Origin of the sequence: Bradyrhizobium sp. JYMT SZCCT0428, assembly GCF_018131075.1 — a bacterium.
Lineage (GTDB): Bacteria > Pseudomonadota > Alphaproteobacteria > Rhizobiales > Xanthobacteraceae > Bradyrhizobium.
This window is the reverse complement of sequence record NZ_JAFCLS010000009.1, coordinates 157,807-183,780: the sequence shown is the minus strand read 5'-3', so window position 1 is coordinate 183,780 and position 25,974 is coordinate 157,807. Positions and strand designations below refer to the sequence as shown.

22 protein-coding genes are annotated in these 25,974 nt (G+C 63.3%); 13 read left to right on the top strand and 9 right to left on the bottom strand.

Features of this window, described 5'->3' with window-relative positions; all coding sequences use genetic code 11:
- Positions 1-13: 13 nt before the first annotated feature.
- Together JQ575_RS11985 and JQ575_RS11980 are read right to left on the bottom strand one after the other, a co-directional pair.
- On the bottom strand, positions 14-1,522 hold the full coding sequence (locus JQ575_RS11985; protein ID WP_212033393.1) for an FAD-dependent monooxygenase: 1,509 nt from the start codon (positions 1,520-1,522) through the stop codon (positions 14-16).
- 934 nt (positions 1,523-2,456) lie between these two features.
- Positions 2,457-3,236, bottom strand: coding sequence for an SDR family NAD(P)-dependent oxidoreductase (locus tag JQ575_RS11980; RefSeq protein ID WP_212033392.1), 780 nt, complete (start codon positions 3,234-3,236; stop codon positions 2,457-2,459).
- Positions 3,237-3,386: 150 nt separating this feature from the next.
- Here JQ575_RS11980 and JQ575_RS11975 point away from each other — a divergent pair, with 150 nt between their 5' ends.
- From JQ575_RS11975 to JQ575_RS11965, 3 genes are read left to right on the top strand one after another with little or no spacing between them, the layout of a single operon-like run.
- Positions 3,387-4,178: an enoyl-CoA hydratase/isomerase gene (locus JQ575_RS11975; protein ID WP_212000646.1), complete on the top strand. Its 792-nt coding sequence runs from the start codon at positions 3,387-3,389 to the stop codon at positions 4,176-4,178.
- Positions 4,175-5,164 carry a phosphotransferase family protein gene (locus JQ575_RS11970; protein WP_212033391.1) on the top strand — a complete coding sequence of 330 codons (990 nt, stop codon included), beginning with the start codon at positions 4,175-4,177 and terminating at the stop codon, positions 5,162-5,164. Before JQ575_RS11975 ends, JQ575_RS11970 begins: the two co-directional genes overlap by 4 nt.
- A 1-nt stretch (position 5,165) precedes the next feature.
- On the top strand, positions 5,166-5,540 hold the full coding sequence (locus JQ575_RS11965; protein ID WP_212033390.1) for a DUF6285 domain-containing protein: 375 nt from the start codon (positions 5,166-5,168) through the stop codon (positions 5,538-5,540).
- Positions 5,541-5,655: 115 nt separating this feature from the next.
- Here JQ575_RS11965 and JQ575_RS11960 read toward each other — a convergent pair whose 3' ends face one another.
- The gene (locus tag JQ575_RS11960; RefSeq protein WP_212033389.1) at positions 5,656-6,435 is read right to left on the bottom strand and encodes an enoyl-CoA hydratase-related protein; all 780 of its coding nucleotides are present in this window, start codon (positions 6,433-6,435) and stop codon (positions 5,656-5,658) included.
- A 205-nt stretch (positions 6,436-6,640) separates the two neighbouring features.
- Between JQ575_RS11960 and JQ575_RS11955 the strand changes: the two genes are divergently transcribed.
- Positions 6,641-7,915, top strand: a complete 1,275-nt coding sequence (locus JQ575_RS11955) for an acyl-CoA dehydrogenase family protein (protein ID WP_212033388.1) — start codon at positions 6,641-6,643, stop codon at positions 7,913-7,915.
- Positions 7,916-8,100: 185 nt separating this feature from the next.
- Here JQ575_RS11955 and JQ575_RS11950 read toward each other — a convergent pair whose 3' ends face one another.
- Together JQ575_RS11950 and JQ575_RS11945 are read right to left on the bottom strand one after the other, a co-directional pair.
- Entirely contained in the window at positions 8,101-9,681 is a 1,581-nt protein-coding gene (locus tag JQ575_RS11950; protein ID WP_212033387.1) for a fatty acid--CoA ligase, read from the bottom strand.
- A 192-nt stretch (positions 9,682-9,873) separates the two neighbouring features.
- Positions 9,874-10,746, bottom strand: coding sequence for an SDR family oxidoreductase (locus tag JQ575_RS11945; protein ID WP_212033386.1), 873 nt, complete (start codon positions 10,744-10,746; stop codon positions 9,874-9,876).
- A 104-nt stretch (positions 10,747-10,850) separates the two neighbouring features.
- Here JQ575_RS11945 and JQ575_RS11940 point away from each other — a divergent pair, with 104 nt between their 5' ends.
- The 3 genes from JQ575_RS11940 (at position 10,851) to ppc (ending at position 16,365) form a co-directional block, all read left to right on the top strand.
- On the top strand, positions 10,851-11,663 hold the full coding sequence (locus tag JQ575_RS11940) for a crotonase/enoyl-CoA hydratase family protein (RefSeq protein ID WP_212033385.1): 813 nt from the start codon (positions 10,851-10,853) through the stop codon (positions 11,661-11,663).
- A gap of 134 nt (positions 11,664-11,797) precedes the next feature.
- Positions 11,798-13,345 carry an acyl-CoA synthetase gene (locus tag JQ575_RS11935; protein WP_212033384.1) on the top strand — a complete coding sequence of 516 codons (1,548 nt, stop codon included), beginning with the start codon at positions 11,798-11,800 and terminating at the stop codon, positions 13,343-13,345.
- Between the two features lie 236 nt (positions 13,346-13,581).
- The gene (gene ppc / locus JQ575_RS11930) at positions 13,582-16,365 is read left to right on the top strand and encodes a phosphoenolpyruvate carboxylase (protein ID WP_212033383.1); all 2,784 of its coding nucleotides are present in this window, start codon (positions 13,582-13,584) and stop codon (positions 16,363-16,365) included.
- 81 nt (positions 16,366-16,446) lie between these two features.
- On the opposite strand, the gene JQ575_RS11925 is transcribed toward ppc, so the two are convergent.
- The 4 genes from JQ575_RS11925 to JQ575_RS11910 form a co-directional block, all read right to left on the bottom strand.
- Positions 16,447-17,382: an SMP-30/gluconolactonase/LRE family protein gene (locus tag JQ575_RS11925; RefSeq protein ID WP_249166595.1), complete on the bottom strand. Its 936-nt coding sequence runs from the start codon at positions 17,380-17,382 to the stop codon at positions 16,447-16,449.
- A gap of 410 nt (positions 17,383-17,792) precedes the next feature.
- Positions 17,793-18,707 (bottom strand): SDR family oxidoreductase, encoded by a 915-nt coding sequence (locus JQ575_RS11920; protein ID WP_212033381.1) that lies wholly within the window; start codon positions 18,705-18,707, stop codon positions 17,793-17,795.
- A gap of 135 nt (positions 18,708-18,842) precedes the next feature.
- On the bottom strand, positions 18,843-19,982 hold the full coding sequence (locus JQ575_RS11915) for a thiolase C-terminal domain-containing protein (protein WP_212033380.1): 1,140 nt from the start codon (positions 19,980-19,982) through the stop codon (positions 18,843-18,845).
- A 4-nt stretch (positions 19,983-19,986) separates the two neighbouring features.
- Positions 19,987-20,400 (bottom strand): Zn-ribbon domain-containing OB-fold protein, encoded by a 414-nt coding sequence (locus tag JQ575_RS11910; RefSeq protein WP_212033379.1) that lies wholly within the window; start codon positions 20,398-20,400, stop codon positions 19,987-19,989.
- Positions 20,401-20,611: 211 nt separating this feature from the next.
- Between JQ575_RS11910 and JQ575_RS11905 the strand changes: the two genes are divergently transcribed.
- The 6 genes from JQ575_RS11905 to alkB all read left to right on the top strand — a co-directional run bounded on the left by JQ575_RS11905 (position 20,612) and on the right by alkB (position 25,923).
- A complete protein-coding gene (locus tag JQ575_RS11905; RefSeq protein ID WP_212033378.1) occupies positions 20,612-21,952 on the top strand; it encodes an acyclic terpene utilization AtuA family protein in 1,341 nt (446 codons plus the stop codon).
- A gap of 1 nt (position 21,953) precedes the next feature.
- Complete coding sequence (locus JQ575_RS11900) at positions 21,954-22,274, top strand: hypothetical protein (protein ID WP_212033377.1); 321 nt, start codon at positions 21,954-21,956, stop codon at positions 22,272-22,274.
- A gap of 30 nt (positions 22,275-22,304) precedes the next feature.
- Positions 22,305-23,660, top strand: coding sequence for an amidase (locus JQ575_RS11895; protein ID WP_212033376.1), 1,356 nt, complete (start codon positions 22,305-22,307; stop codon positions 23,658-23,660).
- The gene (locus JQ575_RS11890) at positions 23,653-24,339 is read left to right on the top strand and encodes a DUF2848 domain-containing protein (RefSeq protein ID WP_212033430.1); all 687 of its coding nucleotides are present in this window, start codon (positions 23,653-23,655) and stop codon (positions 24,337-24,339) included. Before JQ575_RS11895 ends, JQ575_RS11890 begins: the two co-directional genes overlap by 8 nt.
- Positions 24,340-24,493: 154 nt before the next feature.
- Positions 24,494-25,240, top strand: coding sequence for a 2OG-Fe(II) oxygenase (locus tag JQ575_RS11885; RefSeq protein WP_212033375.1), 747 nt, complete (start codon positions 24,494-24,496; stop codon positions 25,238-25,240).
- Positions 25,241-25,269: 29 nt separating this feature from the next.
- Positions 25,270-25,923, top strand: coding sequence for a DNA oxidative demethylase AlkB (gene alkB, locus JQ575_RS11880; RefSeq protein ID WP_212033374.1), 654 nt, complete (start codon positions 25,270-25,272; stop codon positions 25,921-25,923).
- The last annotated feature ends 51 nt before the right edge of the window (positions 25,924-25,974 follow it).

Genomic DNA, 25,974 nt, shown 5'->3' with positions numbered 1-25,974 from the left:
CTTGCGCGTCCGGCTACGCCGCGGCAGGCGGTCCGAACCACATGGTCAGCGCGTCGGCGAGTCCGGTCTGGGTCGAATCCCCCACCCATGCCACATATCCGTCGGGCCGAATCAGCACTGCGTCGGGAGCGGTGACCGCGCCAAGTGCAGGGAGCTCCCACGCGCCGTCATACTTGGCGTCGATCAATTGCACCCGATCCGCCCACGGTGTGATGTCGAGGCTGCCGGGCTCGGCAAGACTGAGCAGCACCGGCCGGGCATCGTGCAGAAGAGCGAACACTCGCAGCGGGCCGCCTGCGGTGGTCAGGTCGAGATCGGGCATGCGGCGTCCGATCAGCTTGTGTCCCGCGCCGAGATCGTAATGAATACCGAGGCCCGACATGTCAGCGGCGAACCGCTTGCGCGGCTCGTCCATGCGCATCAGTTCGGACACGGCCTCGCCCAAGGCTTTGGTACGGTCGTCGGTGCGCAGCAGCGCGACTTGCGCCATCGTGTTGCGCAGCGCGAGCGCGGCGACCGGGTGCCGCTCGGCATGGTAGGTATCGAGCAGGCTTTCCGGCGACGTCTGCTTGACCACCTGCGCCAGTTTCCAGCCAAGGTTCACCGCATCCTGCACACCGAGGTTGAGGCCCTGTCCGCCCGCCGGGTAATGCACATGGGCGGCGTCGCCGGCCAGCAGCACCCGTCTGTCGCGGTAGGAGGCGGCCTGCCTTGTCATGTCGGTGAATCGCGAAATCCAGGTCGGACTGTGGATTCCGTAATCGGTCCCGAAGATTTCGATGAGCGCCTCGCTGAGATCGCTTAAGGTCGGTTCGACGCCGGACCCGACGTTTCGCTCGGTCACCATGACCCGCAGCGGCCCTCCATCCAGGTAGACGATTTCGCCGTCGCGGATCTCGTAGTTCAACTTGCTGAAGCCATGGGCGCCAAATTCGTTGCGGTGGATGCCCAGTTTCGGCTGCTCGGCCACCTCGACCTCGGCGATCAAATTGCTGACGGTCGGATCCGATCCGGGGAACGCGATGCCGGCGGCTTTGCGGATCAGGCTGCGTCCGCCGTCGCACCCGACGAGATATTTCGCGCGCAACGCTGTGCCGTCGGACAGCGCGACGTCCACGCCGTGGTCGTCCTGCGCGAAACCCGTCACCTCGATTCCGCGATAGATCGGCACGGCAAGCTCAAGGGCCCATTCGCCCAGGATGCGCTCGATATGGTTCTGCCACAGCCCGAGCCCGTAATTGTGCCGGGTGGGAAAGTCGCTGATATCGAGCGGAACGTGGAAGTGCACGACCCCGAACGTCTGCCCCTCTGAGAGGAACCGGTCGGCAATGCCGCGCTGATCGAGGATCTCGATGGTGCGCGAATGCAGGCCGCCGGCCCGTGAACCCGCGAGTTCCTGGCTGGCCCGCCGCTCGACAATGGCGACGTCGATACCGGCCAACGCCAGCTCGCCCGCCAGCATCAACCCTGTCGGACCGCCTCCGGCGATCACCACCGCATGCTCAGTCTTTGCCGCACCCATGTCATCCCTCCATAGAAGTTGGCTTCGGTTGGCGTTCTACGGGATGACCGGGGTCTTGAAGCAAGCCCCTTGCGCGCTACATATCAGTGTGGGGAGGCTGGGTGTTTTGCCCGTTGACGATCTCGGCATCGCGCAAGCGCGACGATCCAAACCGACCAAGGCATTTTGAAATAGCTCCTGCCTTGAGGTTTCGCAGAAAGTGTCCATGGTGCGACAAAACAACCCGACGGGCAAATCAGTTCTGATTTACGGAATTCGTGTCAAGTAGAAAATTTCTGTAAATCGAAAATATTACTGTTGTCGTCCCACCCAAATCAGTGCGCATCTATCGCCATCCCGTCCTACTCAGAGGGCGTCGGCCGTCGTCACGGACGTTGGACGGGTTGCGGTGGACGCTGGTTTACGCCTCGACGACGGCGTGGATAAGCGTACGGCAAAACCGTGTGGTCCTGGCACCCGTTGCAGGCGTCAAGCCGTCGGCTAAGCGCAAGCTGAACCGGCGGTGACGGAGTCAACCAAGAACTCGTCTCCGGGGAGATCACGGCATAAGCCGTAAAGCCATTGCGCAGGGAAGGCCGGGTGTTCACCGCTGCCCTGTATGCTCGTGTGCATTTTGTTTTGTGCAAACCGCACACGGGACCGCGGGTGCAGCGCGCACCCGGTCTTCCCTGCGCCCTCTTAATGAGAGGGCGGGAAGTTTCCAGCAAACCTCGGGCGCACTGCGTCGCGAGAATGCGGCCACATATCTGCTGTCTGAAAATTGAATCGGGAATGCATCCGACACGAAAGGTGCGCTCCCTCCCCCCTTGCGGGGGAGGGTGGGGGAGAGGGGTAGCCACACGGGCAGTCCCGATGACGCCACCCCTCTCCCTAACGCTCTCCCGCAAGGGGAGAGGGAACGCAGATGCGTCCGTGGTGACGAAGAGGCCTCAACTCAAAACGCCGTGTACCCGCCATCGATCACAAAGCAATCCGCCGTATGATACGACGACGCCTGACTCATGATGTACACCGCGATGCCGCCGAAATCGCTGGGCTCGCCGAACCGGCGCACCGGGATGCGTGGCATCACGTTGGCGACGAACTTGTCGTTCGCCATGATGCCGGCCGTCATGTCGCTCTTGATCCAGCCGGGCAGGATCGCGTTCGCCGTCACGCCGTAGCGCGCCAGTTCGACCGCGAGCGCGCGGCACAATGCGTTCAGCGCGGCCTTGGTGCCGGCGTAATGCTCGTTGCGCGCGGTGCCGAACAGCGACGCCAGGCTCGAGGTCGCCACCAGCCGCCCGAACTTGTCGCCGGCTTCAGCGCGCTCGGTCATGTGACGCGCGGCCGCCTGGAACACATGGAAGACGCCGTCGAGATTGGTCGCGAACATTTTGCGCCACTCTTCCTCGGTGCGGTCGATGAAGGCGCGCCGGCCGCCGCCGCCAATGCCGGCATTGGCAAAGCAGCCGTCGACGCGGCCGAGCGCATCCAGCGTGGCCTTCATCGCCGCCTTGACGGAGGCGGGATCGCTGACGTCGCAGATGCGGGTGTCGACCTTGCCGGGACCCTTGGCGAGGCTTGCAGCGGCACTCGCATTCTTGTCGGCGTTGCGGCCCCAGATCGAAACCGTGCAGCCCGCGGCATTGAGCGCCTGTGCAATGCCGAGGCCGATGCCGCCATTACCGCCGGTGACGATTGCGACGCGGCCGGAGAGGTCGAAAATGCTCATGAATGTTTCCTCAAGTCGTGCGCCCGGTGGCGGGCAGATGTTCGCGTTCAACCATGGACAAGCCGATCAGGAAAATCAAATATGGGCCCAAGCAACACATCCGCCCATCGCGCTGCCTGATAGCGCGTAAACACAACTCATGAGGAAACAATGCAGTTCAAGCACGTCACGCTCGATTTCGATGGCCCGGTCGCCGTTCTCAGGCTTGACCACCAGGAGGTCATGAATGCGGTCTCGATGGACATGCTGGGCGGGCTTGCCGATGCGCTCGACGAGATCGAGGACAAGAAGGAGCAAGTGCGCTGCGTCGTGCTGACCGGTGCCGGCCGTGCCTTCTGCACCGGCGCCAATTTGCAGGGTCGCAACAATCAGAAGCCCGGCAAGAGCAACGCGGGCGCCTCGCTGGAAACTGGCTTCCATCCCTTCCTGCGGCGCATCCGCAAGCTGCATTGCCCGCTCGTGACCGCCGTCAACGGCCCGGCCGCCGGCGCCGGGATGAGTTTTGCATTAATGGGCGACATGATCCTGTGCGCGCGCTCGTCCTATTTCCTGCAGGCGTTCCGCCGCATCGGCCTGGTGCCGGATTGCGGATCGACCTGGCTGCTGCCGCGCATGATCGGCAAGGCGCGCTCGGTGGAATTGTCGCTGATGGGCGAACGGCTGCCGGCGGAGAAGGCGCTGGAATGGGGGCTCGTCAACCGCGTCCATGACGATGCGGTCTTGATGGAAGAGGCGATGAAGCTGGCGCATGATCTTGCCAACGGGCCGACGATCGCGCTGTCGCTGATCCGCAAGCTTTATTGGGACAGCCCGGAAAACTCCTTCGAGGAACAGCTCAACCTCGAATTCGAATCGCAGCGCATCGCGGGCTCGGCGGAAGATTTCAAGGAAGGCGTCACCGCGTTCCTTGAAAAGCGCCCCGCCAAGTTCAAGGGCAAATGATCGAGGCCGAACTCGGACGCTGCGTCGCCGCCTGGTATCCGGGCGCGACCGGCGTCACTGGCGCGGCAAAACTTTCCGGCGGCGCCAGCCAGGAAACCTGGACGTTCGACATCGTGCATCCCAGCGGCACTGTCGGCGCGATCCTGCGCCGCGCGCCGCCGGGCTATGGCGCGTCGCCCGGCCGCGCCGCCGGGCTCGACGCGGAAGCAACGCTGATGCAATTGGCGTACGACGCCGGCCTGCCGTCGCCGCGCGTGATGCATGTGCTGAAGCCCGAGGACGAACTCGGCACCGGCTTCATCATGCAGCGGATCGAGGGCGAGACCATCGCGCGAAAAATTCTGCGCGACGAACAATTCGCACAAGCGCGCCCGATGCTGGCGCGCCAACTCGGTGGCGTCGTCGCGGGCATCCACGCCCTGCCGGCGGCAAAATTGCCAAAGCTGCGCGAGATGACGGCGACAAAGGAAATCGCCGATCTCGATCGCGAGTATCGCAGTTTCGGCCGGCCGCGTCCGGTGTTCGAACTGGCACTGCGCTGGCTCCGCGAACGCGATCCCGGTCCTTCCAAGGAGGTAACGTTGGTGCACGGCGACTTCCGCCACGGCAACCTCATCATCGGGCCCGACGGCGTGCGCGCGGTGCTGGATTGGGAGCTGGCGCATTTCGGCGATCCGATGGAGGATCTGGGCTGGATATGCGTCAATTCCTGGCGCTTCGGCGAGATCGACAAGCCCGTCGGCGGGTTCGGTTCGCGTGAAGATCTGTTCGCCGGCTATGAAGCGGCGGGAGGACGCAAAGCCGATCCTGATCGCGTGATGTTCTGGGAAGTGATGGGCACGCTGCGCTGGGGCATTATGTGCTGCGGCATGATGCAACGGTTTCGCCAGGGCCCCGATCACTCGATGGAGCGCGCCATGATCGGGCGCCGTTCGTCGGAAACGGAAATCGATTTGCTGAGATTGTTGGCCCCGAGGGGGAAATAACATGCAGGACGAACCGACACCCACCGAGCTGATCAAGGCGGTCGCGGATTTTCTGCGCAACGAGATCACGCCCGCCATCAAGGGCCACAACGCCTTCAAGCTCCGCGTCGCCATCAACGGCCTCGATTTGGTGACCCGGCAACTGGCGCTGGAAGGCGATAGCGACAGCGCAGAGGCCGCGCGGCTCAAGCAACTGCTCGGCATGGATGGCGCGCTGCTCGACCTCAACCGCGCGCTGTCGGATAAAATCGCCAAGGGCGAGGTCGATCTGCAGACGCCGGGGCTGGCCGATCATCTGTGGCAAACCACGATGGACAAGCTGGCCGTCGATCAGCCGAATTATGCGTCGTACAAGCGGGAGTTGGGGAATAAGTAGGGTTGGCACCATTCTATCGTCATGGCCGGGCTTGTCCCGGCCATCCACGACTTGGCGTCGGCAACGAAAGACGTGGATGCCCGGGACAAGCCCGGGCACGACGGAGAGAGTGAATTTACTTCCCGAGCCATTTCGGCGCGCGCTTCTCCGAAAACGCCTTCGGCCCCTCGATGTAATCCTGCGAGGCCGCCATCGCCTTCACCGCCGGGTATTCGCGCTGTTCGGCGATCGCCTGTTCCAGCGAGACCGCCATGCCCTTCTGGATCGCCTGCTTGGAGGCGCGGATCGACATCGGCGAATTCTTGGCAATGGTCTCGGCCCAGCGTTCGGCGGCCGCCAATGCTTCGCCGGCAGAAACCACTTCATTGACGAAACCGAGTTCAAGGCCCTCTTTCGCCGAGACGTGGCGCGCGGTCAGGATCATGCCCATGGCGCGCTTCATGCCGATCTGGCGCGGCAGCCGGTGCACGCCGCCGGCAAGCGCGGCGAGGCCGACGCGCGGTTCGGGCAGCGCGAAGGTCGCATTCTCGGAGGCAATGATGAGGTCGCAGGCCAGCGCGATCTCGAACCCGCCGCCCATCGCGACGCCGTTGACGGCGGCGATGATCGGCTTGTCGCAGTCGAACCGCGAGGTGAGGCCGGCAAAGCCGCCCTTGTCCCAGCCGCGCTTGCCGCCGGCCGCCTGCCATTTCAGATCGTTGCCGGCACAAAAGGCCTTGTCGCCGGCGCCGGTGACGATCGCGACCCACTGGTCGGGATCGGCGGAGAAATCGTCGAACACCTTGTTGAGTTCGAAATGCGCGTCGATATGCAGCGCATTGTACACTTCGGGGCGATTCAACGTGATGATCGTGATCGGACCCTTGCGCGTGACCTTGGAGAATTTGAGATCCATGTTCGCTCCCGCTGTTTTTCTGTGACGAGGAATAATAGCGCGGTGCCAGCCGCCGGAACCCATTCAATTACGCAAGCGAGCCGCGCGTCACAAGCGATATTCCGTTGCTTGACTTGGTCAGGGTATTCCAACCTTAATCGAACATGCGCCGCCTGGTCCGGCTAGCCACTAAACACAATAAACGACATTTCCGGGAGAGACCGCCGTGGATTTTGCATTGCCCTCCGACCTCGTCGCTTACCTCGACGAACTCGACAAGTTCATCGCGCGCGAGATCAAGCCGCTGGAAGAGGCCGACGACAACATCCGCTTCTTCGACCATCGCCGCGAATGGGCCCGCACCGATTTCGACAAGGGCGGTTTGCCGCGGCATGAATGGGAAGCGCTGCTGCGCAAGGCCAAGAACCTCGCCGATGCCGCCGGGCACTTGCGGTTTGCGATCCCGAAGCGCTACGGCGGCAAGGATGGCTCCAACCTCTGGATGGCCGTGATCCGCGAGCATTTCGCATCCCAGGGATTGGGCCTGCACAACGATTTGCAGAACGAGCATTCGATCGTCGGCAACCTGCCGATCGTGACCATGCTCGACCGCTACGGCACCGACGAACAGAAGGCGATGATCGACGGTTCGATCACCGGAAAGTACCGCATCACCTTTGGCCTCACGGAACCCGAGCACGGTTCCGACGCCACGCATATGGAAACAAGGGCGGTGCCGGCGACCCGTGACAACGTCAAGGGCTGGCTCGTCAACGGCCAGAAGATGTGGACCACGGGCATGCATGTGGCGACGCATTGCGCGCTGTTCGCCCGCACCTCAGGCAATGACGGTGACGCGCGCGGCATCACCTGTCTCCTGGTGCCGGCCAAAGCCGAAGGCGTGAAGGTCGAGGAGTACATGTGGACCTTCAACATGCCGACCGATCATCCCCGCGTCAGCTTCACTGACGTGTTCGTGCCTGACGATGCGCTGTTCGGCGAGGTCGGCCGCGGCCTGTCGCTGGCGCAATGCTTCGTGCACGAGAATCGGATCCGGCAGGCGGCGAGTTCGCTCGGCGCGGCCGTCTATTGCATCAACGAAAGCGTCAAATACGCGCGCGAGCGAAAGCCGTTCGGCAAGGCGCTGGCTGAGAACCAGGCGATCCAGTGGCCGCTGGTGGAACTCGCCACGCAAGCCGAGATGCTGCGGCTGTTGATCCGCAAAACCGCGTGGGAGATGGACAAGCTGACCCAGGCGGAGGTCGAGCACACGCTCTCCGACAGAGTCTCGATGTGCAACTTCTGGGCAAACCGTCTCTGCTGCGAAGCCGCCGACCGCGCCATGCAAGTCCATGGCGGCATGGGTTATTCGCGCCACAAGCCGTTCGAACACATCTACCGCCACCACCGCCGCTACCGCATCACCGAAGGCAGCGAGGAAATCCAGAAGCGGAAAGTGGCGGGATTCCTGTTCGGGTACATGGGGGCAGGGAAGCATTGAAAGGGCTGAGGCACACTCTCTCAACACGTCGTCCCGGCGAACGCCGGGACCCATAACCACAGGGCGTTGTGTGGGGCGCGCTCGTTAAGCGGAGGCAACAAATACTTCCCGCAATCAATGATGGCACGGCGTATGGGTCCCGGCGTTCGCCGGGACGACGCGGAGAGTGTGACGCGCGGCGAGCCTCAATTCACCTGCCGGTCCTTCCCCGTCCAATAGGGATCACGCAAATTCCGCCGCAAAATCTTGCCCGACGGATTGCGCGGCAGCGCCTCCAGGAAATCGACCGACTTCGGTGTCTTGAAGCCGGCGATGCGTTCGCGGGTGAAGTTGATGATGTCGGCGGAAGTAGCTTGCTTGCCCGGCTTCATCACCACGATCGCCTTGACCGCTTCGCCCCATTTGTCGTCGGGGATGCCGATCACGGCGGCTTCGGCGACGTCAGGGTGATCGCAGATCGCGCTCTCGACTTCGGCGGGATAGATGTTCTCGCCGCCGGAGATGATCATGTCCTTGATGCGGTCGTGGATGTAGAGGTAGCCGTCCTTGTCCATGTAGCCGGCATCGCCGGTGCGCAGCCAGCCGTCGCGGTCGAGCGTCTTGGCGGTGGCCTCCGGCAGGTTCCAGTAGCCGACCATGTTGGAGCCCGAACGGGTCGCGATCTCTCCGACTTCACCGACCGGCAAACGCGTGCCGTCGGCGTCGAGGATCGCAAGCTCGATGCCCGGCAACGCCTTGCCGGCCGAGCGCATGCGGTCGAGGCCTTCGATGTGGTCCTCCGGCGGCAGCGCGACGATGGTGCCTGTCGTTTCGGTCATGCCGTACATCTGCACGAAGCCGCATTTGAAGACCTCGATGCATTCCTTCAGCAGCGCCGCCGGTATCGGCGAGGCGCCATAGAGCATGTATTTCAGCCGCGAGAAATCGACTTGCCGCGCGCGCGGCTGCCGCACCACGAACTGCATCGCGGCCGGCACCATGAACAATTTGGTGATGCCGGACTGCTCGAAGAAATCAAGCACCTTGGTGGGATCGAACTCGCGCGCGATGACGCCCTTGGCGCCGTGATAGAGCCCCATCACGCCCCAGCCGGAGCCGCCGATGTGAAAGATCGGCATTGCCACCAGCGAGACGTCCTCGGTCGACCATTTGTTCCAGTCGGGCTTCTCGGCCTCGTTGCCGGTCTGCACCAAATTGAGGAAATTGGCGTGCGACAGCATCGCGCCCTTCGGCTTGCCTGTCGTGCCCGACGTATAGAGCTGGATCGCGACGTCCTTGGGGCTGATCGGCACCTTAGGGTCGCCGCCGCTCTGCGCATCGCGCCACGCCGTAAAATCCGGCCATTCCGGCGCGCCGCCTTCGGTGGTGATGATGGTGCGGAGGTCAGGCAGCTGCGGCTTGATGTTGCGGGCTTGCGTGATGAACTCCGGTCCGACGAACAGCACCGGCGCCCGGCAATCGGCGACGATGAAGGCGACCTCGGGCCCGGCCAGCCGCCAGTTCACCGGTGCCATCACCACATTGGCCTTCATCGCGCCCATCAACAGCTCGAAATAGATGTCGCTGTTCTTGCCGAGATAGGCAATGCGCTCGCCCGGCTTGATGCCCAGCGCTACAAGCGCGTTGGCAACGCGGTTGGTCTTGATGTCGAATTCGGCGAAGCTGGTCTGACGTCCCTCGAATTCATAGACCAGCGCGTTGCCGCGGCTCCTGGCGCGCTCGCGCACCATATCGGCAAGGTTTGCCGGCGCTTGTGTGGCGGACATGTTTCTCCCGTCGTGTCTTATTCTCGTTGCGCGGAGTGTGACGGTATCGCGTGCGAAAAACAATACTGTACGTCGCCCCTGCGAAAGCAGGGACCCATACGCCGCGGCTTATCGGCGAAGACGATGCGGTCAGTTGCCTTCGCAAAACGAATGGTCGTGGTTATGGGTCGCCGCGTTCGCAGGGACGACAACCTAACCCCGCGAAGCCCGATCCTTTTCGTTCTGCGCCTTGATCGAATCCCGCGCACGCTCCCAGTCGGCATCGGACCACTCGCGCAGCTCGTAGAAGTTTCCGCCGGTTGCCAGCGCCTGCGCGCCGTCCATCGCAATGGTCTCACCGTTGATCCAGTCGCAGCCGCCCGAGATCAGGAACACGGCAAGGTTCTGCAACTCTTCCATCTTGCCGACGCGGCCCATCGGATTCCGTGCGATGGTGCGTGCGCCGGGTTCATCGCCCGGGTTGAGACGCTTGCTCATGCCCTCGGTCGGAATTTCACCGGGTGCGATGGTGTTGAGGCGAATGCCGTATTTGCCCCATTCCATCGCCAGCGACATGGTCATGGCGTGGATCGCCGATTTGCTCATCGCCGACGGCACCACATAGGGCGAACCGTTGCGGACCCAGGTCACGGTGATCGACACCACGTTGCCGCGCTGCTTCTCCGCAATCCAGCGGCGGCCGATCGCGTGGGTGACATAGAACGTGCCGTGCATCACGATATTGGCAATCGCGTCGAAGCCGCGTGGCGTCAGGTCCTGGGTGCGCGAGACGAAATTGCCGGCGGCGTTGTTGATGAGATCGGTGAGTGGACCGCCGGTCCAGATCTGTTCGATCATCTCGTCGACCGCAAGCGCGTTGCGGATATCGACGCCGTGGCTGACCACACGTCCGCCGTGCAGGTCCATCAATTCGGTTGCGGTCTCGTCGCACACGATTTTGCGGCGGCCGCAGATATGGACCTCGGCGCCAAGCTCAAGGAATCGCGCTGCCATGGATTTGCCGAGGCCGGTACCGCCCCCGGTCACGAGAATGCGTCGCCCGGTGAGAAGCTGATCGTTGAACATCGTTTCCACCCGAAAGGAATTGCTGTTAATTGGTCGATTGACTAAATCCGGACAACGCCGTTCTGTAAAGCGATAACAACGAATAGCAGTGGAGGAGAATTCTCATGGAGCAGCGCGTTTCGATATCGATTTCGGACGGCATTGCCGACGTCCGGCTGGTGCGAGCGGACAAAATGAACGCGCTCGATGCCGCGATGTTCGAGGCGATTGTCGCTGCAACTGAACGACTTGCGCATGAGAAAGGGGTCCGGGCGGTAGTATTGTCCGGCGAAGGACGGTCGTTCTGCGCCGGCCTCGATATGGGCCGTTTCGCCGCGATGAAGGAGCAGGGCGGCAACGGGATCGCCGGCGGCGAGAAGCGCGACCTTTCGGCGCGCACCCATGGCCTCGCCAATTTTCCACAGCAGGCGGTGTGGGGCTGGCGGCAACTTCCGGTGCCGGTGATTGCGGCAATTCAGGGCGTCGCCTTCGGCGGCGGGTTCCAGCTCGCGCTCGGCGCCGACATGCGCTTCCTCACGCCCGATGCGCGGATGTCGATCATGGAAATCAAATGGGGCCTGGTGCCTGACATGGCGGGCACGCCGATCCTCGCCAGCCTCGTGCGCGACGATATCCTGCGCGATCTCACCTACACCGGGCGCATCTTCTCGGCGCAGGAAGCGATGAGCTATGGCCTTGCAACGCGGATCTGCGACGACCCCCGCGCCGCGGCCTTTGAGGTCGCGCGCGAGATCGCCGGCAAGAGCCCCGACGCGATCCGGGCCGCCAAGCGCATGCTCAACAATCTGTCCGTCGATCCCGGCCAGGCATTGCTCGCCGAATCCGTCGAGCAGATGAAGCTGATGGGCGGTCCCAACCAGCAGGAGGCCGTGCGTGCCAATCTGGAGAAGCGGGCGCCGAAGTTTGCGGATGTCTAGCTTCTCGCCGTCATGGCCGGGCTTGTCCCGGCCATCCACGTCTTCTTGCGAAAACAGAAGTAAGACGTGGATCACCGGGACAAGCCCGGTGATGACGAAACACTCAGTGTTCTCCAATAAAGAAAATAAAGACGATGACTGATATCTTAACGCCCTTCCTCGGCATCATCAGCGGTCAGCGCCGGCGCGAGCACGCCGAGGTCGCCGAGCGCACCGACCGCATCGCCAGCGGATTGCACAAGCTCGGCGTCAAGCCGGGCGACAGTGTCTGCATGCTGATGCGCAACGACATCGCCTTCATCGAGGCCGCTTATGCCGCGATGCGGCTCGGTGCTTACGGCGTTCCCGTGAACTGGCACTTCAAGCCGGAGGAAATCAACTACGTGCTGAAGGATTCCGGCACTTTGGTGCTGATCGCGCATGCCGACATGCTGCATCAGTTGCGCGATGCGATTCCATCAGGCGTCACCGCGCTCAGTGTGCCGACACCGCCGGAGATCCTGGCGAACTACAAGATCAACCCTGACCATCTCTCAACGCCGGATTTCGCGATCGATTTCGAATCCTGGCTCCAGCAACAATCGCGCTATGACGGGCCGGTGGTACCGCAGCCGCAGAACATGATCTACACCTCGGGCACCACGGGCCACCCGAAGGGCGTGCGCCGCTTTGCGCCGACGCCCGCGCAGTCTGCCAACGCCGAAGCCATGCGGGCGATGATTTACGGCCTCAAGCCGGGCGCGCGCACGATCCTGCCGGGACCGCTGTATCACTCCGCGCCGAACTCGTTCGGCCTGCGCGCCGGACGCCTTGGTGGCGCGCTGATATTGATGCCGCGCTTCGAGCCGGAGGAGTTCTTGCGGCTGATCGAAACCGAGCGGGTCGACACGATATTCATGGTGCCGACCATGTTCATCCGGCTGATGAAGCTGCCGGAGGCCGTGCGCAGAAAGTACGACGTGTCGTCGCTGCGGCACATCATTCACGCCGCCGCGCCCTGTCCGGCCGACGTCAAGCGCGCGATGATCGAATGGTGGGGGCCGGTGATCTACGAATTCTACGGCTCGACCGAATCCGGTGCCGTCACCTTTGCCAATTCCGAGGACGCGCTGAAGAAGCCCGGCACCGTCGGCAAGATATCGCCGGGCGCTGAACTGCGCTTCATCGGCGATGACGGGCGCGTGCTGCCGCCGGGCGAGATCGGCGAAATCTATTCGCGGATATCGGGCAATCCGGATTTCACCTACCACAACAAACCGGAGAAGCGTTCCGAGATCGACCGCGAGGGATTCATTACCTCGGGCGATGTCGGCTATATCGATCAGGACGGCTATGTCTTCATCTGCGACCGCAAGCGCGACATGGTGATTTCAGGCGGCGTCAACATCTACCCGGCGGAAATCGAGGCCGCGCTGCACGCCGTGCCCGGCGTCCACGATTGCGCGGTGTTCGGCATTCCCGACGAGGAATTCGGCGAAGCGTTGATGGCGGTCGTGGAGCCGCAACCGGGCGTGACGCTTGATGTCGCTGCGGTCCGAGCCCAGCTGAAGACCTCATTGGCCGATTACAAGGTGCCCAAGCACGTTGAAATCCAGGCCAACCTGCCGCGGGAAGATTCCGGCAAGATCTTCAAACGCCGGCTGCGCGATCCCTATTGGGAGCGGGCAGGGCGGCGGATTTAGGGTGGCAGACACTTCCGTCATGCCCGGCCTTGTGCCGGGCATCCACGTCTTGCTCACCGGAGGGTGAGACGTGGATGGCCGGGCATAGGCGAGCGGAAGCGACGCCGTCCTTCAGACGGCTATGCCCGGCCATGACGAAAAATTGGAGATTGCACCGCCTCCATCTTTATCTTGCACTGCGGCAAAAAACTTGCACACTCCAGAACCTGCCGGGCAAGCCTCTGGAGTAGCCGACCATGTCACCCCAGACCGTGCCTTCCGAGACCGAGATCCGTGCCAACCGCGTCGAAGACGCGGAGGACGCCCGGCTGAGGAACGATATCAGGCTGCTCGGGCGCATTCTCGGCGATACCGTGCGTGACCAGGAAGGCGCCGACGTCTTCGACCTCGTCGAGCGCATCCGGCAGACCTCGATCCGGTTCCACCGCGACGACGACAAGCCGGCGCGGCGAGAGCTCGAACAGATCCTCGACAGCATGTCGATCAGCCAGACGGTGCGGATCGTGCGCGCCTTCAGCTATTTCTCGCATCTGGCCAACATCGCCGAGGACCAGAACAACATCCGCCAGATGCGGGCGCGGACCGGGCCCGGCGGGGCGCCGCGCGCCAGCATGCTGGCCCAGACCCTGGCGCACGCGCGCACGGCCGGCATCAGTGCGGCCGATCTGCGCAAGTTTTTCGCAAGTGCCCAGGTCAGTCCGGTGCTGACCGCCCATCCCACCGAAGTTCGACGCAAAAGCACGATCGATCGCGAAATGGAGATCGCCGCGCTGCTCGACCGCAAGGAGCGGGTGCAACTGACGCCGGATGAGATCGAGGCGAGCGACGAGCAATTGCGCCGCGCGGTGCTGACGTTGTGGAAGACCAACCTCTTGCGCCGGACCAAGCTCACGGTGCTCGACGAGGTTGCCAATGGCCTGTCGTTCTACGACTACACGTTCCTGCATGAGGTGCCGCGGCTGCATTGTGCGCTGGAGGACCGGCTGAACGAGGGCGATAGCAGCAGGGGCGAACTGGCTTCGTTTCTCAAGATGGGAAGCTGGATCGGCGGCGACCGCGACGGCAATCCGTTCGTGACCGCCGACGTGGTGCGCGGGACGCTGAAATTGCAGTCCAGCCGGGTGCTGCGGTTTTATCTGGAGGAACTGCATCTCCTCGGCGCCGAATTGTCGATGGCGGCGCATCTGGCCGATGTTTCCAAGGATTTGCGTGTCCTTGCGGAGCGTTCGCCGGACAAGTCGCCGCACCGAAGCGGCGAGCCCTATCGTCTTGCGGTATCCGGCATCTACGCACGCCTCACCGCGACCGCGACGCGGCTGGACGTGGAGACCAGACGCCCGGCGGTCGGCGAGGCCGCGCCTTACGCCGATGTCGCGGAATTCAAGGCCGATCTCGATATCCTCTATCGCTCGCTGATCTCGAACAATTCCGGCGTGATTGCGCGCGGTCGGCTGCGCCTGTTGCGCCGGGCCGTGGATTGCTTCGGTTTCCACCTCGCGAGCCTCGATATCAGGCAAAATTCGGCCGTGCACGAACGCACCGTCGCGGAGTTGATCGACGCGGCGATGCCCGGCATGTCCTATCTGGCGTTGAATGAGGAGGCGCGCATCGCGTTGCTCGTCAAGGAGCTCGGCAATGCGCGTCCGCTGACGTCGGCTTTTGTGAAATACAGCGAGGAGACGATCGGCGAACTCGCGCTATTCCATGCGGCCGCCGAGGCGCATGCCCGTTATGGTTCGGCCGCTATCCCCCAGTGCATCATCTCCATGTGCAAGGGGGTGTCCGACATGCTGGAGGTCGCGCTGCTTCTGAAGGAAGCCGGCCTCGTTCATCCCTCGGGCCGCTGCGCGATCAACATCGTGCCGCTGTTCGAGACCATCGAGGACCTTCAGGGCTCCAGCGGCATCATGGACCGCATTTTGTCGCTGCACGATTACCGCAAGCTGGTGGACAGCCGCGGCGCGATTCAGGAAGTGATGCTCGGCTATTCCGACAGCAACAAGGACGGCGGCTTCGTCACGTCGGGCTGGGAACTCTACAAGGCCGAAATCGGCCTGATCGAGGTGTTCGAACGCCATCACATCCGCCTGCGGCTTTTCCACGGCCGCGGCGGTTCGGTCGGCCGCGGCGGCGGGCCGAGCTATGACGCGATCATCGCGCAGCCCGGCGGGGCGGTGAACGGCCAGATCCGCATCACCGAGCAGGGCGAGATCATCTCCAGCAAATATTCCAACGCCGAAGTCGGCCGCAACAATCTCGAAATTCTGACGGCGGCGACGCTGGAGGCGAGCCTGCTGCAGCCGAAGCACAGCGCGCCGCGTCCGGAATATCTGAAGGCGATGGAGGAATTGTCCGCGCTGGCCTTCAGGGCCTATCGCGGGCTGGTCTATGAGACCGAGGGATTTGCCGACTACTTCTGGGGCTCCACCGTCATCAACGAGATCGCCACGCTCAACATCGGCAGCCGTCCCGCCTCACGCAAGAAAACCCGCGAGATCGAGGATCTGCGCGCGATTCCCTGGGTGTTCAGCTGGGCGCAATGCCGCCTGATGCTGCCGGGCTGGTATGGCTTTGCCAGCGCGGTGGAGACCTGGATCGCGGAACATCCCGAGCAGGGCATGCCGTTCCTGCAGGAGCTTTATCGGGAATGGCCGTTCTTCCGGATGCTGCTGTCGAACATGGACATGGTGCTGGCCAAGAGCTCGATCGCGATCGCCTCGCGCTATGCCGAACTGGTGCCTGACGTGGCGCTGCGCGAGAAGATTTTCGGGCGCATCCGCGAGGAATGGCACAGCTGCATCGGTCTGTTGCTGAAGATCATGCAGCAGGAGCGGTTGTTGCAGAGTAACCCGCTGCTCGAGCGCTCGATCCGCAACCGCTTTCCCTATCTCGATCCGCTCAACCACGTGCAAGTGGAGCTACTGAAGGAGCACCGCGCGCAAAACCCCGACGAGCAGGTCCTGCGCGGCATTCAGATCACCATCAACGGCGTTTCGGCGGGGTTAAGGAATAGCGGGTAGGAAGGGGCGAATGGCGAATAGCGAGTAGCGAATGGAAGAGTCCCCATTCGCTATTCGCCACTCCCCATTCGCCGCCTCAGCTTACGGCTTCATCGCGCCCTGCGCACTGGTGTAAACGGCGTAGAGCGATGACGAGCCGCAGATGTAGAGGCGGTTACGCTGCATGCCGCCAAAGCACAAATTTGCAACCGTCTCCGGGATGTGGATCTTGCCGAGCAGATCGCCGTCAGGCATGTAGCAGCGCACGCCGTCCTCGTTCGGATCGCCCCAACCCACGGAGCACCAAAGACGCCCGGCGGTGTCACAGCGAAGCCCGTCGGTAATGCTGGGCTTGGGCATCTCCGCAAAGACCTTGCTGTTCGAGAGCTTTCCGCCCGCGAGATCCACATCGAACACGCGGATATGCGACGGGTTGTCCGGCCCGTCGGTGAAGCCGGTGTCGCAGATATAGAGCTTCTTCTCGTCGGGCGAGAAGCAAAGGCCGTTGGGCTGCACGAAGTCGTCGACGACCATCTTGATGTCGCCGGATTTCGGATCGACCCGGTAGACGTTCTTCTTGTCCTGCTCGGCATCGTCCTTGATGCCCTCATAGAAGCCGCCGATGCCGTAGGCCGGATCGCAGAACCAGATCGAACCATCGGCCGCGACGACCGCGTCGTTCGGCGAGTTCAGCTTCTTGCCATTGTACTTGTCGGCGATGATGGTGATCGTGCCGTCGAGTTCGGTCCGGGTCACCCGTCGGCCGCTATGTTCGCAGGTGATCAGGCGTCCTTCCCGATCGATGGTGTTGCCGTTCGAGTTCATCGACGGCTGGCGGTAGACGCTGACGTGACCGTCATCCTCCGAGAAGCGCATGATGCGGTTGTTGGGAATGTCAGAGAACAGCACGTAGCGGCCGGCCGGGAAGTAAACCGGCCCTTCGGCCCAGCGGAACCCGGTTGCGACGCGCTCGACGGCCATGGTGCCGGCAAAGGCCGGGAAACCGGTAGGCCCGAACGAAACCCCCTTCTTTTTCATCGACTCGAGGCGGGCGTCAGGATAGCGGGCCCCGGGTAGCGGTCCCAAAGGCAACGGACCGGTTGACGGGGTGGGGACCCCCGATTGGCCTAACGGGGCTACGCTTGCCGCAGAGGCCGCTGTCATGGTTACGGCCGCGGTGGCCAGCACGGTTGCACCGCGCAAAAGCGCGCGACGATCCAGTCCGTTCGTCCTGGCGCCAGTTGAGTGAGGCTCTTGGGGTAGCGGAGTTGTCATTTTTTCCTCCCAGTTTTTCGTTGGAAGGAAATCATGTGCCCGCAATTGGGCATAAAGCAGGCGAGTTTCGTCGAACAACCTGGGGATGAAGCGGAAGTAGCGTCCTTATGCCGGAGCGGGGCCAGCTTTGGAGGGTGGGCAAAGCGTCTTTGCCCACCCTGTGTTGTCGCGGCTCAGATCGGATCCCAGGTGAAGACGTCCGCCGAGCGATCTAGCTTGGAGAATGATCCCTTCAGCGCCGGCATGCCGTGCTCGGCGATGGTCTGTGGCGTCCAGCCCTCGCTGCGGTGCACCGAGCGCACCGGACGGTGCTGGCCGAACAGGAAGATCTCGTTCATGCGCACGCCGAAGATCTGTCCGGTGACGTCCTTGGCGTCGTCCGAGAGCAGATGCGCGCAGACCGGCGCGATCTTCTCCGGGCCCATCTGCTTGATCTTCTCGACGCGCGCCTTCTCGGCGTCGGTCTCGGTCGGGATGGTGCCGATCATGCGGGTCCAGGCGAACGGCGAGACGCAGTTCGAGCGGACGTTGAAGCGGCCCATGTCGAGCGCGATCGACTTGGACAGGCCGACGATGCCGAGCTTGGCGGCGGCGTAATTCGCCTGGCCGAAATTGCCGATCAGGCCCGAGGTCGAGGTGAAGTGCACGAAGGAGCCGCTCTCCTGTTCGCGGAACAGCCGCGCCGCGGCGTGGCTGACATAGAACGAGCCCATCAGATGCACCTTGATGACGGATTCGAAGGCTTCGACGCTCATTTTATGGAAGATCATGTCGCGCAGGATGCCGGCATTGTTGACCACGCCGTCGAGCCGGCCGAAATGATCGGTCGCCGCCTTGACGATCTTGCTCGCGGGGATCGCTTCCGCCACCGACTCGAAATTGGCGACCGCCGTGCCGCCGCGCTTCTTGATTTCTTCCACCACTTCCTCGGCGGGAGCTGCGCTGTTGCCCGCGCCGTCGGCGGCAACGCCGGGATCGTTGACCACGACCTTTGCCCCCTCGGCGGCGCAGAGCAGGGCGATCTCCCTGCCGATGCCGCGGCCCGCGCCGGTGACGATGATGACTTTGTCCTGCAGTGATTTGGTCATGGTGGTTCTCCGTCCTGTTTGTCGATAGCTGAAGGAAGCTCGGTCTTGTCATGCGCGGGCTTGACCCGCGCATCCATCCTTCTTCGGAAGATGATGGATTGCCGGGTCAAGCCCGGCAATGACAGATCAGACCTTTCACTTCTCGTTCGTAAAAATGATCGTGCCCGACGCCGCGAACATGCCGCCGACGCCGTGGCACACCGATATCCTGGCGTCCTTGACCTGCGCCGGCGCGATACCGCGCATTTGGCGCACGCTTTCCTGCAGCGCGTACATGCCGTACATGCCCGAATGCATGTAGCTCAGGCCGCCGCCATTGGTGTTGAGCGGCAGCTTGCCGCCGGGGCGCGTGTTGCCCTCGGCGATGAACCTGCCGGTCTCTTCATGCGGCATGAAGCCGAGATCGCCGAGGCCGAACAGCGGCAGATGCGCGAAGGCGTCGTAGATCATCAGATGATCGACGTCCTTGTGCGCAATGCCGGCCTCCCTGAACGCGAGCGGTCCCGCCGTCGTGAAGGCGCGCGAAGAGTTGAAGGTCTCCATCTGGCTGACCATCGGCGTTTCCACGCTCTCGCCGGTGCCGAGGATATAGACCGGCTTCTGCGGAAAATCCTTGGCGCGGTCGGCCGAGGTGAGGATCAGCGCGCCGCCGCCGTCGGTGACGAGGCAGCATTGCAGGATGCGGAACGGATAGGCGATCATCTTCGAGTTCAGCACGTCCTCAACCGTGATCGGCGCCTTCATGGTGGCGCGCGGGTTCTTCGCGGCCCATTCGCGCTGCACCACCGCGACCATGGCGATCTGCTCATGGGTGATGCCATAGGTCTTCATGTAGCGCAGCACGGGTATCGGAAACATGCTGGGCGGGCCGAACACGCCGAACGGGGACTCGAACTGGCCGTTGAGGCTGTCCGGCGGCGTCGAGCGCGGCAGTTTTCCGATCATCGACTTGCCGCTCTCGGCATGGGTGATCAGCACGGTCTTGCAAAGCCCGGCCTCGATCGCGGCGGCGGCATGGCGGACATGCAGCATGAACGAACAGCCGCCAACGGAAGTGCCGTCGACCCAGGTCGGCTTGATGCCGAGATAGTGGGCGATCTGCTGCGGGGTTTCCACCGCGGTGGCGATGCCGTCGATGTCGGACAGTTTCAATCCGGCATCGGCGATGGCGTTGAGCGCCGCATCCGCGTGCAGCTGGATCTGCGACATGTTGGGAATGACGCCGAGTTCGGTGGTCTCGGCAGCGCCGACGACGGCGACCTGGTTTCTGCGCATACGCTTAACCCTTCGCCGGACGGAACTGGGGAAGGGTGATCTTGTCGTCGAGCTTCTCGAACGCGACCTCGAGCTTCATGTCGAGTTCGAGCGCCTCCGGCGTCTGCGGGCAATCGATGATGTTGCTCATCATGCGCGGACCTTCGTCGAGCTCGACGACGGCGATCGCGTAAGGCGGCGTAAAGCCGGGCGCGGCGGGACGATGGTTGATGACGTAGCTGTAAAGCTTGGCCTTGCCGCTCGCCTTGAACACGCTGACCTTGCGCGAGGCGCAGGATGGGCAGAACGGGCGCGGCGGGAAATAGACATTGGCGCAGGCGTCGCAGCGCTGCAGGCGCAATTCGCCGGCCGCAGTACCGTCCCAGAAATGCTGGGTTTCCGGGGTCGGCTTCGGTTTGGCGCGCGCTGGCTCTGCCATGTCAGGCATTCCTCCCTGGGTCGGGCACGAGCCCGTCTGTTTCAATCTTGATGCGACATTTGACCATTCCCCGTCAACGGTCCAGCCGTGCCGCCGCATGGCCGCATTCCCGCAAGCAAGGGAGCGTGGAGGGCGCTTGTATGCCAGTGATTTCCCGCGCTAGGGTGTCGCTGATTGCGCCGCACGGAATGAGCGCGATGACGGAGACGATGTGCGAACGATTCGAATAGGATCCGGTGCCGGCTATTCGGGCGATCGCATCGAGCCCGCGGTCGAACTCGCCGAAAAGGGCGACATCCAGTACCTGGTGTTCGAGTGCCTCGGCGAGCGCACGGTAGCATTGGCGCAGCAGGCGCGCATGAAAAACCCGGAAGCCGGCTACGATCCGCTGCTCGAGGAGCGCATGCGGGCTGTGCTGCCGGTTTGTGGGGCCAAAGGCATCAAGATCGTCACCAATATGGGTGCGGCCAATCCGGAGGCTGCCGCGCGAAAAACCGCCGAGATCGCGAAGTCGCTCGGGCTGTCCTCACTGAAGATCGCCGCCATCGTCGGTGACGACGTGCTCGATGCCTGCAAGGACGGCGATCTGCCGATCATGGAATTCGACGGCACCATCAAGCAGCTCGGCAACCGCTTGCTGTCGGCGAATGCCTATCTCGGCGCCGAGCCGATGGCAGAGGCGCTGAAATCGGGCGCGGATATCGTCATCACCGGGCGGGCTTCCGATCCGGCGCTGTTTCTGGCGCCGATGATCCATGCCTTCGGCTGGGCGATGGACGACTGGAATTTGCTCGGGCAGGGCACCGTCGCCGGGCATCTGCTGGAATGCGCGGGCCAGATCACCGGCGGCTATTTTGCCGACCCCGGTTACAAGGATGTTCCAGACCTGGCACGGCTTGGTTTTCCGATCGGTGAAGTCGGTGAGGACGGCAGCCTCGTCATTACCAAGGTTGTTGGTTCCGGCGGTGCGGTGACGGCGCGAACCTGCAAGGAGCAGTTGCTCTACGAGGTGCACGATCCCCGGCAGTATTTCCAGCCGGACGTGGTCGCGGATTTTTCGCAAGTGATCATTGAGGAGATCGGGCCCGATCGTGTGTGCGTCAGTGGCGGCCGAGGTCACCAGCGAACCGAGACGTTGAAAGTCTCGGTCGGCTATGTCGACAGCTATATCGGTGAAGGGCAGATTTCCTACGCCGGCCCCGGTGCGCTGGCGCGCGGCCGGCTCGCGCTGGAGATCGTGCGCGAACGGCTGAAGGTGACGGGCGTGGAATCCAGCGAGTTGCGGTTCGAACTGGTCGGCGTCGATTCCCTGCATGGCGCGGAAATCTCTACCCGCGCGAACGAGCCCTATGAAGTGCGCGTTCGGGTCGCGGGGCGCACGGAAAATCTGCGCGAGGCGGTCAGGATCGGCAACGAGGTCGAAACGCTCTATACCAACGGCCCGGCCGCCGGCGGCGGCGCCTGGAAATCGGCGCGCGATGTGGTCGCGGTGGCATCGGTGCTGTTGCCGCGCGATCTGGCGAAACCGCAAGTGCGTTTCGTGGGGGCGTGAAGTGAAGCTGCGCGAGATCGCCCATTCCCGCACCGGCGACAAGGGCAACATTTCGAACATTTCCGTCATCGCCTATGATGCGAAGCATTATCCGCTGCTGCGCGAGCAGGTCACCAGCGAACGGGTGAAGGCGCATTTCGCCGGGGTCGTTGAGGGCGAAGTGGTGCGCTACGAGCTGCCCAATCTGTCCGCGTTGAATTTCGTGATGACGCAGGCGCTCGGCGGCGGCGTCACCCGTTCGCTGGCGCTGGATGCCCATGGCAAATCGTTGAGTTCGGCCCTGCTCGATCTCGACATTGATCCCGGATCAGACGACAAGTAGCGAAGCAAAGAGAAGCAGCGAGAGAAACTCATGCCGAATACAACAACACTTGCCACACTCGCCGCCGATCTCGACAGCGGAGCGACCTCCGCCCGCAAGCTGGTCGAGGAATGTCTCGCCAAGATCGCCGACGCCTCGGGTGAGGGGTCACGTGCGTTCATCCATGTCGACAAGGAAGGCGCACTGGGCGCGGCGGACGCGATGGACCGGCTGCGCAAGGCGCATGCGGTGCCGTCGCCGTTTGCCGGCATCCCGGTCTCGATCAAGGATCTGTTCGACATCAAGGGGCAGGTGACCCGCGCCGGCTCGCGGGCACTGGAGGAGGATTGCACGCCGGCGGAAGCCGACGCGCCCGTGGTGGCGCGGTTGCGCCGTGCCGGCTTCATCGTGATCGGCCGCACCAACATGACCGAGTTCGCCTATTCCGGCATCGGCATCAATCCGCATTACGGCACGCCGAAAAGCACCTGGAACCGCAGCGTCGGCCACGTGCCCGGCGGCTCGTCCTCGGGTGCGGCGGTCTCGGTCGCCGACGGCATGGCCCATGGCGCGCTCGGCACCGACACCGGTGGCTCCTGCCGGATTCCGGCGGCGTTCAACGGCATCGTTGGATTCAAGCCGACGCAACGCCGCGTGCCGCTCGACGGCGGCGTGCCGCTGTCCTTCTCGCTCGACAGTTTCGGGCCGCTGGCGCGCACCGTGCAGTGCTGCGCGACGATGGACGCCGTGCTGGCCGACGAGCCTGAGCTGCCGGTGTTGCAGCCGCGCCCCGTCAGGGGCATGCGGCTCGCGGTGCCGACCACCGTCGCGCTCGATGATCTTGATGACGAGGTTGCAAAGACCTTTGAGCGGGCATTGGAGACGCTGTCGCGGCAGGGCGCGCTGATCGAACGGATCGAGGTGCCGGAATTCCTCGATGTCGGCGCGATGAACGCCAAGGGCGGCTTCGCGGCGTCGGAAAGCTATGCGTGGCACCGCTATCTGATCGTGAGCAAAGGCGACGTCTACGATCCCCGTGTTCACGTCCGCATCCTGCGCGGCGAAGGCATGAGTGCTGCCGACTATATCGATCTGCTCGGCGCGCGAAAATCGTTCATCGCGCATACCGAGGCGCGCATCGCGCCCTATGACGCGCTTGTCATGCCGACCACGGCCAACACTCCGCCGAAAATTGCCGACCTCGCCGACGACAAGGCATTCGCGACGCAGAACCTGCGCGCGCTGCGCAATTGCACGCTGATCAACATGCTCGACGGCTGCGCGATCTCGCTGCCCGCGCATCGCGAAGGCGAGGTGCCGGTCGGGCTCATGCTCGCGGGAGCGGGCGGAAGAGATCGCTGCATCTTTGAACTTGCGGCCGGAATGGAGAATGGCATCCGTGGTTGATCTTACCTTTACTGTTCAAGACAAGGGCGCGCCGACGCCGCTGACGCTGGCGATCGATCAGGCCGTGATTGCCGGCTGGACCGGGCGCGATCCGGTGGCGCGCGACAAGCACATTGCCGAGTTGGAAGCGATCGGCATCGCGCGGCCGGCCTCGACGCCGATCTACTACCGTGTCTCCGCGTGCCGGATCACCACCACTGACAGCATCGAAGTCAGCGGTGGCGATTCCAGCGGCGAGGTCGAGTTCGTGCTGATCGGCTGGCAGGGCCGTATCCTTGTCGGCTGCGGCTCCGACCATACCGATCGCAAGGTGGAAGCCTACAGCGTCACGGTTTCCAAGCAGATGTGCGACAAGCCGATGGCCTCCGTGCTGTGGGAGCTGGAAGATGTCATCGGTCACTGGGACCAGATGATCCTGCGCTCCTGGGCCGTCATCGACGGCAAGAAGGTGCTGTATCAGGTGGGCACGCTCGATGGCATGCTGCCGGTCAAGGACCTGATCGACCGTGGCTTTGCCGGCAAAGGGCTGCCGGACGGCTGCGCGATGTTCGGTGGCACTTTTGCCGCCAAAGGCGGCATCCGCCCGGCAAGCCGGTTCGAATTCGAACTGGAAGACCCGGTGCTGAAGCGAAAGATCGGTCACGGCTATGATGTGATTGCGTTGCCGGTGCTGGGATAGACTGCCGCCTTTTTCGTCATTGCGAGCGCAGCGAAGCAATCCATTCTTTTCTTCGCGCGACGGGATGGATTGCTTCGCTGCGCTCGCAATGACGGGGATGGAGTTATCGGAAATCGGGTGGCCCGGTACAACGGGACTTGCGAAACTGCCCGCCATGAAAGCAACCGCAAAAACCACCGATCGCCACGCATCCCCCGACATCGCTGCCCGGGTCGATGCCATCGACTGGACGCAGGTGACGGCCGATCTCGACGGGCAGGGCTGCGCCGTGCTGAAGGGATTGCTGGCGCCGGACGAATGCCGGGCGATCGCGGCGCTTTATCCTGACGACAGCCAATTCCGCAGCCGCATCGTGATGGGGCGTCACGGTTTTGGACGCGGCGAATACAAATATTTTTCCTATCCGCTGCCCGACCTGATCGCGGAACTGCGCCCGGCGCTGTATGCGCGGCTGTGCGGCATTGCCAATCGCTGGAACCAGACGATGGGGATAGATATCCGCTATCCGCTGGCGCATCAGGCATTCCTGAAGCGCTGCCATGACGCGGGGCAAATTCGGCCGACGCCGCTGCTGCTGCAATATGGGCCCGGCGACTACAATTGCCTGCACCAGGATCTCTATGGCGAGCATGTGTTCCCGCTGCAGGTCGCGATCCTGCTCTCGGAACCCGGCCGCGATTTTACCGGCGGTGAATTCGTGCTGACCGAGCAACGGCCGCGGATGCAGTCGCGGCCCGAGGTGGTTCCGCTCACACAGGGCGATGCGGTGGCATTTGCTGTGCATCACCGCCCGGTGCAGGGGACGCGCGGGTTCTATCGCGTTAATCTGCGCCACGGCGTCAGCCAGATCCGTTCCGGCCACCGTCATACCGTCGGCGTGATCTTTCACGACGCCAAGTAGTTCACCACGCCATGTGAGTGCCAAGCGAATTGACTACGGATTTGTTCGACGCCATCGCCGATGTGCAGTCGTCGCGGGAAGCGATGGCCGATGGCGCCGTGCTGCTGCGCGGTTTCGCGCTGCGCTTTGAAGCCGAACTGATTCCGGCGCTGCGCGCGATCGTGGCAGAGGCGCCGTTCCGCCATATGTCGACGCCAGGCGGCCATCAGATGTCGGTGGCGATGACCAATTGCGGCAATGCCGGATGGGTCACCGACCGCACCGGTTATCGTTATGACGGCGTCGATCCCGATTCCGGCCAGCCGTGGCCGGCAATGCCCGCGGTGTTTCGCGAACTGGCCGCCGAAGCGGCGACCGAGGGCGGCTTCGAAAACTTTTCGCCGGATGCCTGCCTGATCAACCGCTACGAACCGGGCGCCCGCATGTCGCTGCATCAGGACAAGGACGAGCAGGATTTTGCCGCGCCGATCGTCTCGGTGTCGCTCGGGATACCGGCGATCTTCCTGTTCGGCGGATTGAAACGCAGCGACAAGCCGGCCCGGTTTCGGCTGGTGCATGGCGACGTCGTGGTCTGGGGCGGGCCGTCGCGGCTGTTCTTTCACGGCGTGGCGCCGCTGGCCGACGCTGAGCACGCCGTGTTGGGCCGCCAGCGCATCAATCTGACTTTTCGAAAAGCGCGCTGACTGTAGGCTAACCGCTTCCCATTGAAGTTTCGTCTGGTCTATGCTCTCCCC

Bases quoted from the DNA above. Each gene is read 5' to 3' on its own strand.
- JQ575_RS11980 (WP_212033392.1), bottom strand. From the start codon at position 3,236: ATGAGCATTTTCGACCTCTCCGGCCGCGTCGCAATCGTCACCGGCGGT.
- JQ575_RS11975 (WP_212000646.1), top strand. From the start codon at position 3,387: ATGCAGTTCAAGCACGTCACGCTCGATTTCGATGGCCCGGTCGCCGTT.
- JQ575_RS11950 (WP_212033387.1), bottom strand. From the start codon at position 9,681: ATGTCCGCCACACAAGCGCCGGCAAACCTTGCCGATATGGTGCGCGAG.
- JQ575_RS11985 (WP_212033393.1), bottom strand. From the start codon at position 1,522: ATGGGTGCGGCAAAGACTGAGCATGCGGTGGTGATCGCCGGAGGCGGT.
- JQ575_RS11945 (WP_212033386.1), bottom strand. From the start codon at position 10,746: ATGTTCAACGATCAGCTTCTCACCGGGCGACGCATTCTCGTGACCGGG.
- JQ575_RS11940 (WP_212033385.1), top strand. From the start codon at position 10,851: ATGGAGCAGCGCGTTTCGATATCGATTTCGGACGGCATTGCCGACGTC.
- JQ575_RS11925 (WP_249166595.1), bottom strand. From the start codon at position 17,382: ATGAAAAAGAAGGGGGTTTCGTTCGGGCCTACCGGTTTCCCGGCCTTT.
- JQ575_RS11920 (WP_212033381.1), bottom strand. From the start codon at position 18,707: ATGACCAAATCACTGCAGGACAAAGTCATCATCGTCACCGGCGCGGGC.
- JQ575_RS11970 (WP_212033391.1), top strand. From the start codon at position 4,175: ATGATCGAGGCCGAACTCGGACGCTGCGTCGCCGCCTGGTATCCGGGC.
- JQ575_RS11885 (WP_212033375.1), top strand. From the start codon at position 24,494: ATGAAAGCAACCGCAAAAACCACCGATCGCCACGCATCCCCCGACATC.
- JQ575_RS11965 (WP_212033390.1), top strand. From the start codon at position 5,166: ATGCAGGACGAACCGACACCCACCGAGCTGATCAAGGCGGTCGCGGAT.
- JQ575_RS11960 (WP_212033389.1), bottom strand. From the start codon at position 6,435: ATGGATCTCAAATTCTCCAAGGTCACGCGCAAGGGTCCGATCACGATC.
- JQ575_RS11910 (WP_212033379.1), bottom strand. From the start codon at position 20,400: ATGGCAGAGCCAGCGCGCGCCAAACCGAAGCCGACCCCGGAAACCCAG.
- JQ575_RS11935 (WP_212033384.1), top strand. From the start codon at position 11,798: ATGACTGATATCTTAACGCCCTTCCTCGGCATCATCAGCGGTCAGCGC.
- JQ575_RS11895 (WP_212033376.1), top strand. From the start codon at position 22,305: ATGCCGAATACAACAACACTTGCCACACTCGCCGCCGATCTCGACAGC.
- JQ575_RS11915 (WP_212033380.1), bottom strand. From the start codon at position 19,982: ATGCGCAGAAACCAGGTCGCCGTCGTCGGCGCTGCCGAGACCACCGAA.
- ppc (WP_212033383.1), top strand. From the start codon at position 13,582: ATGTCACCCCAGACCGTGCCTTCCGAGACCGAGATCCGTGCCAACCGC.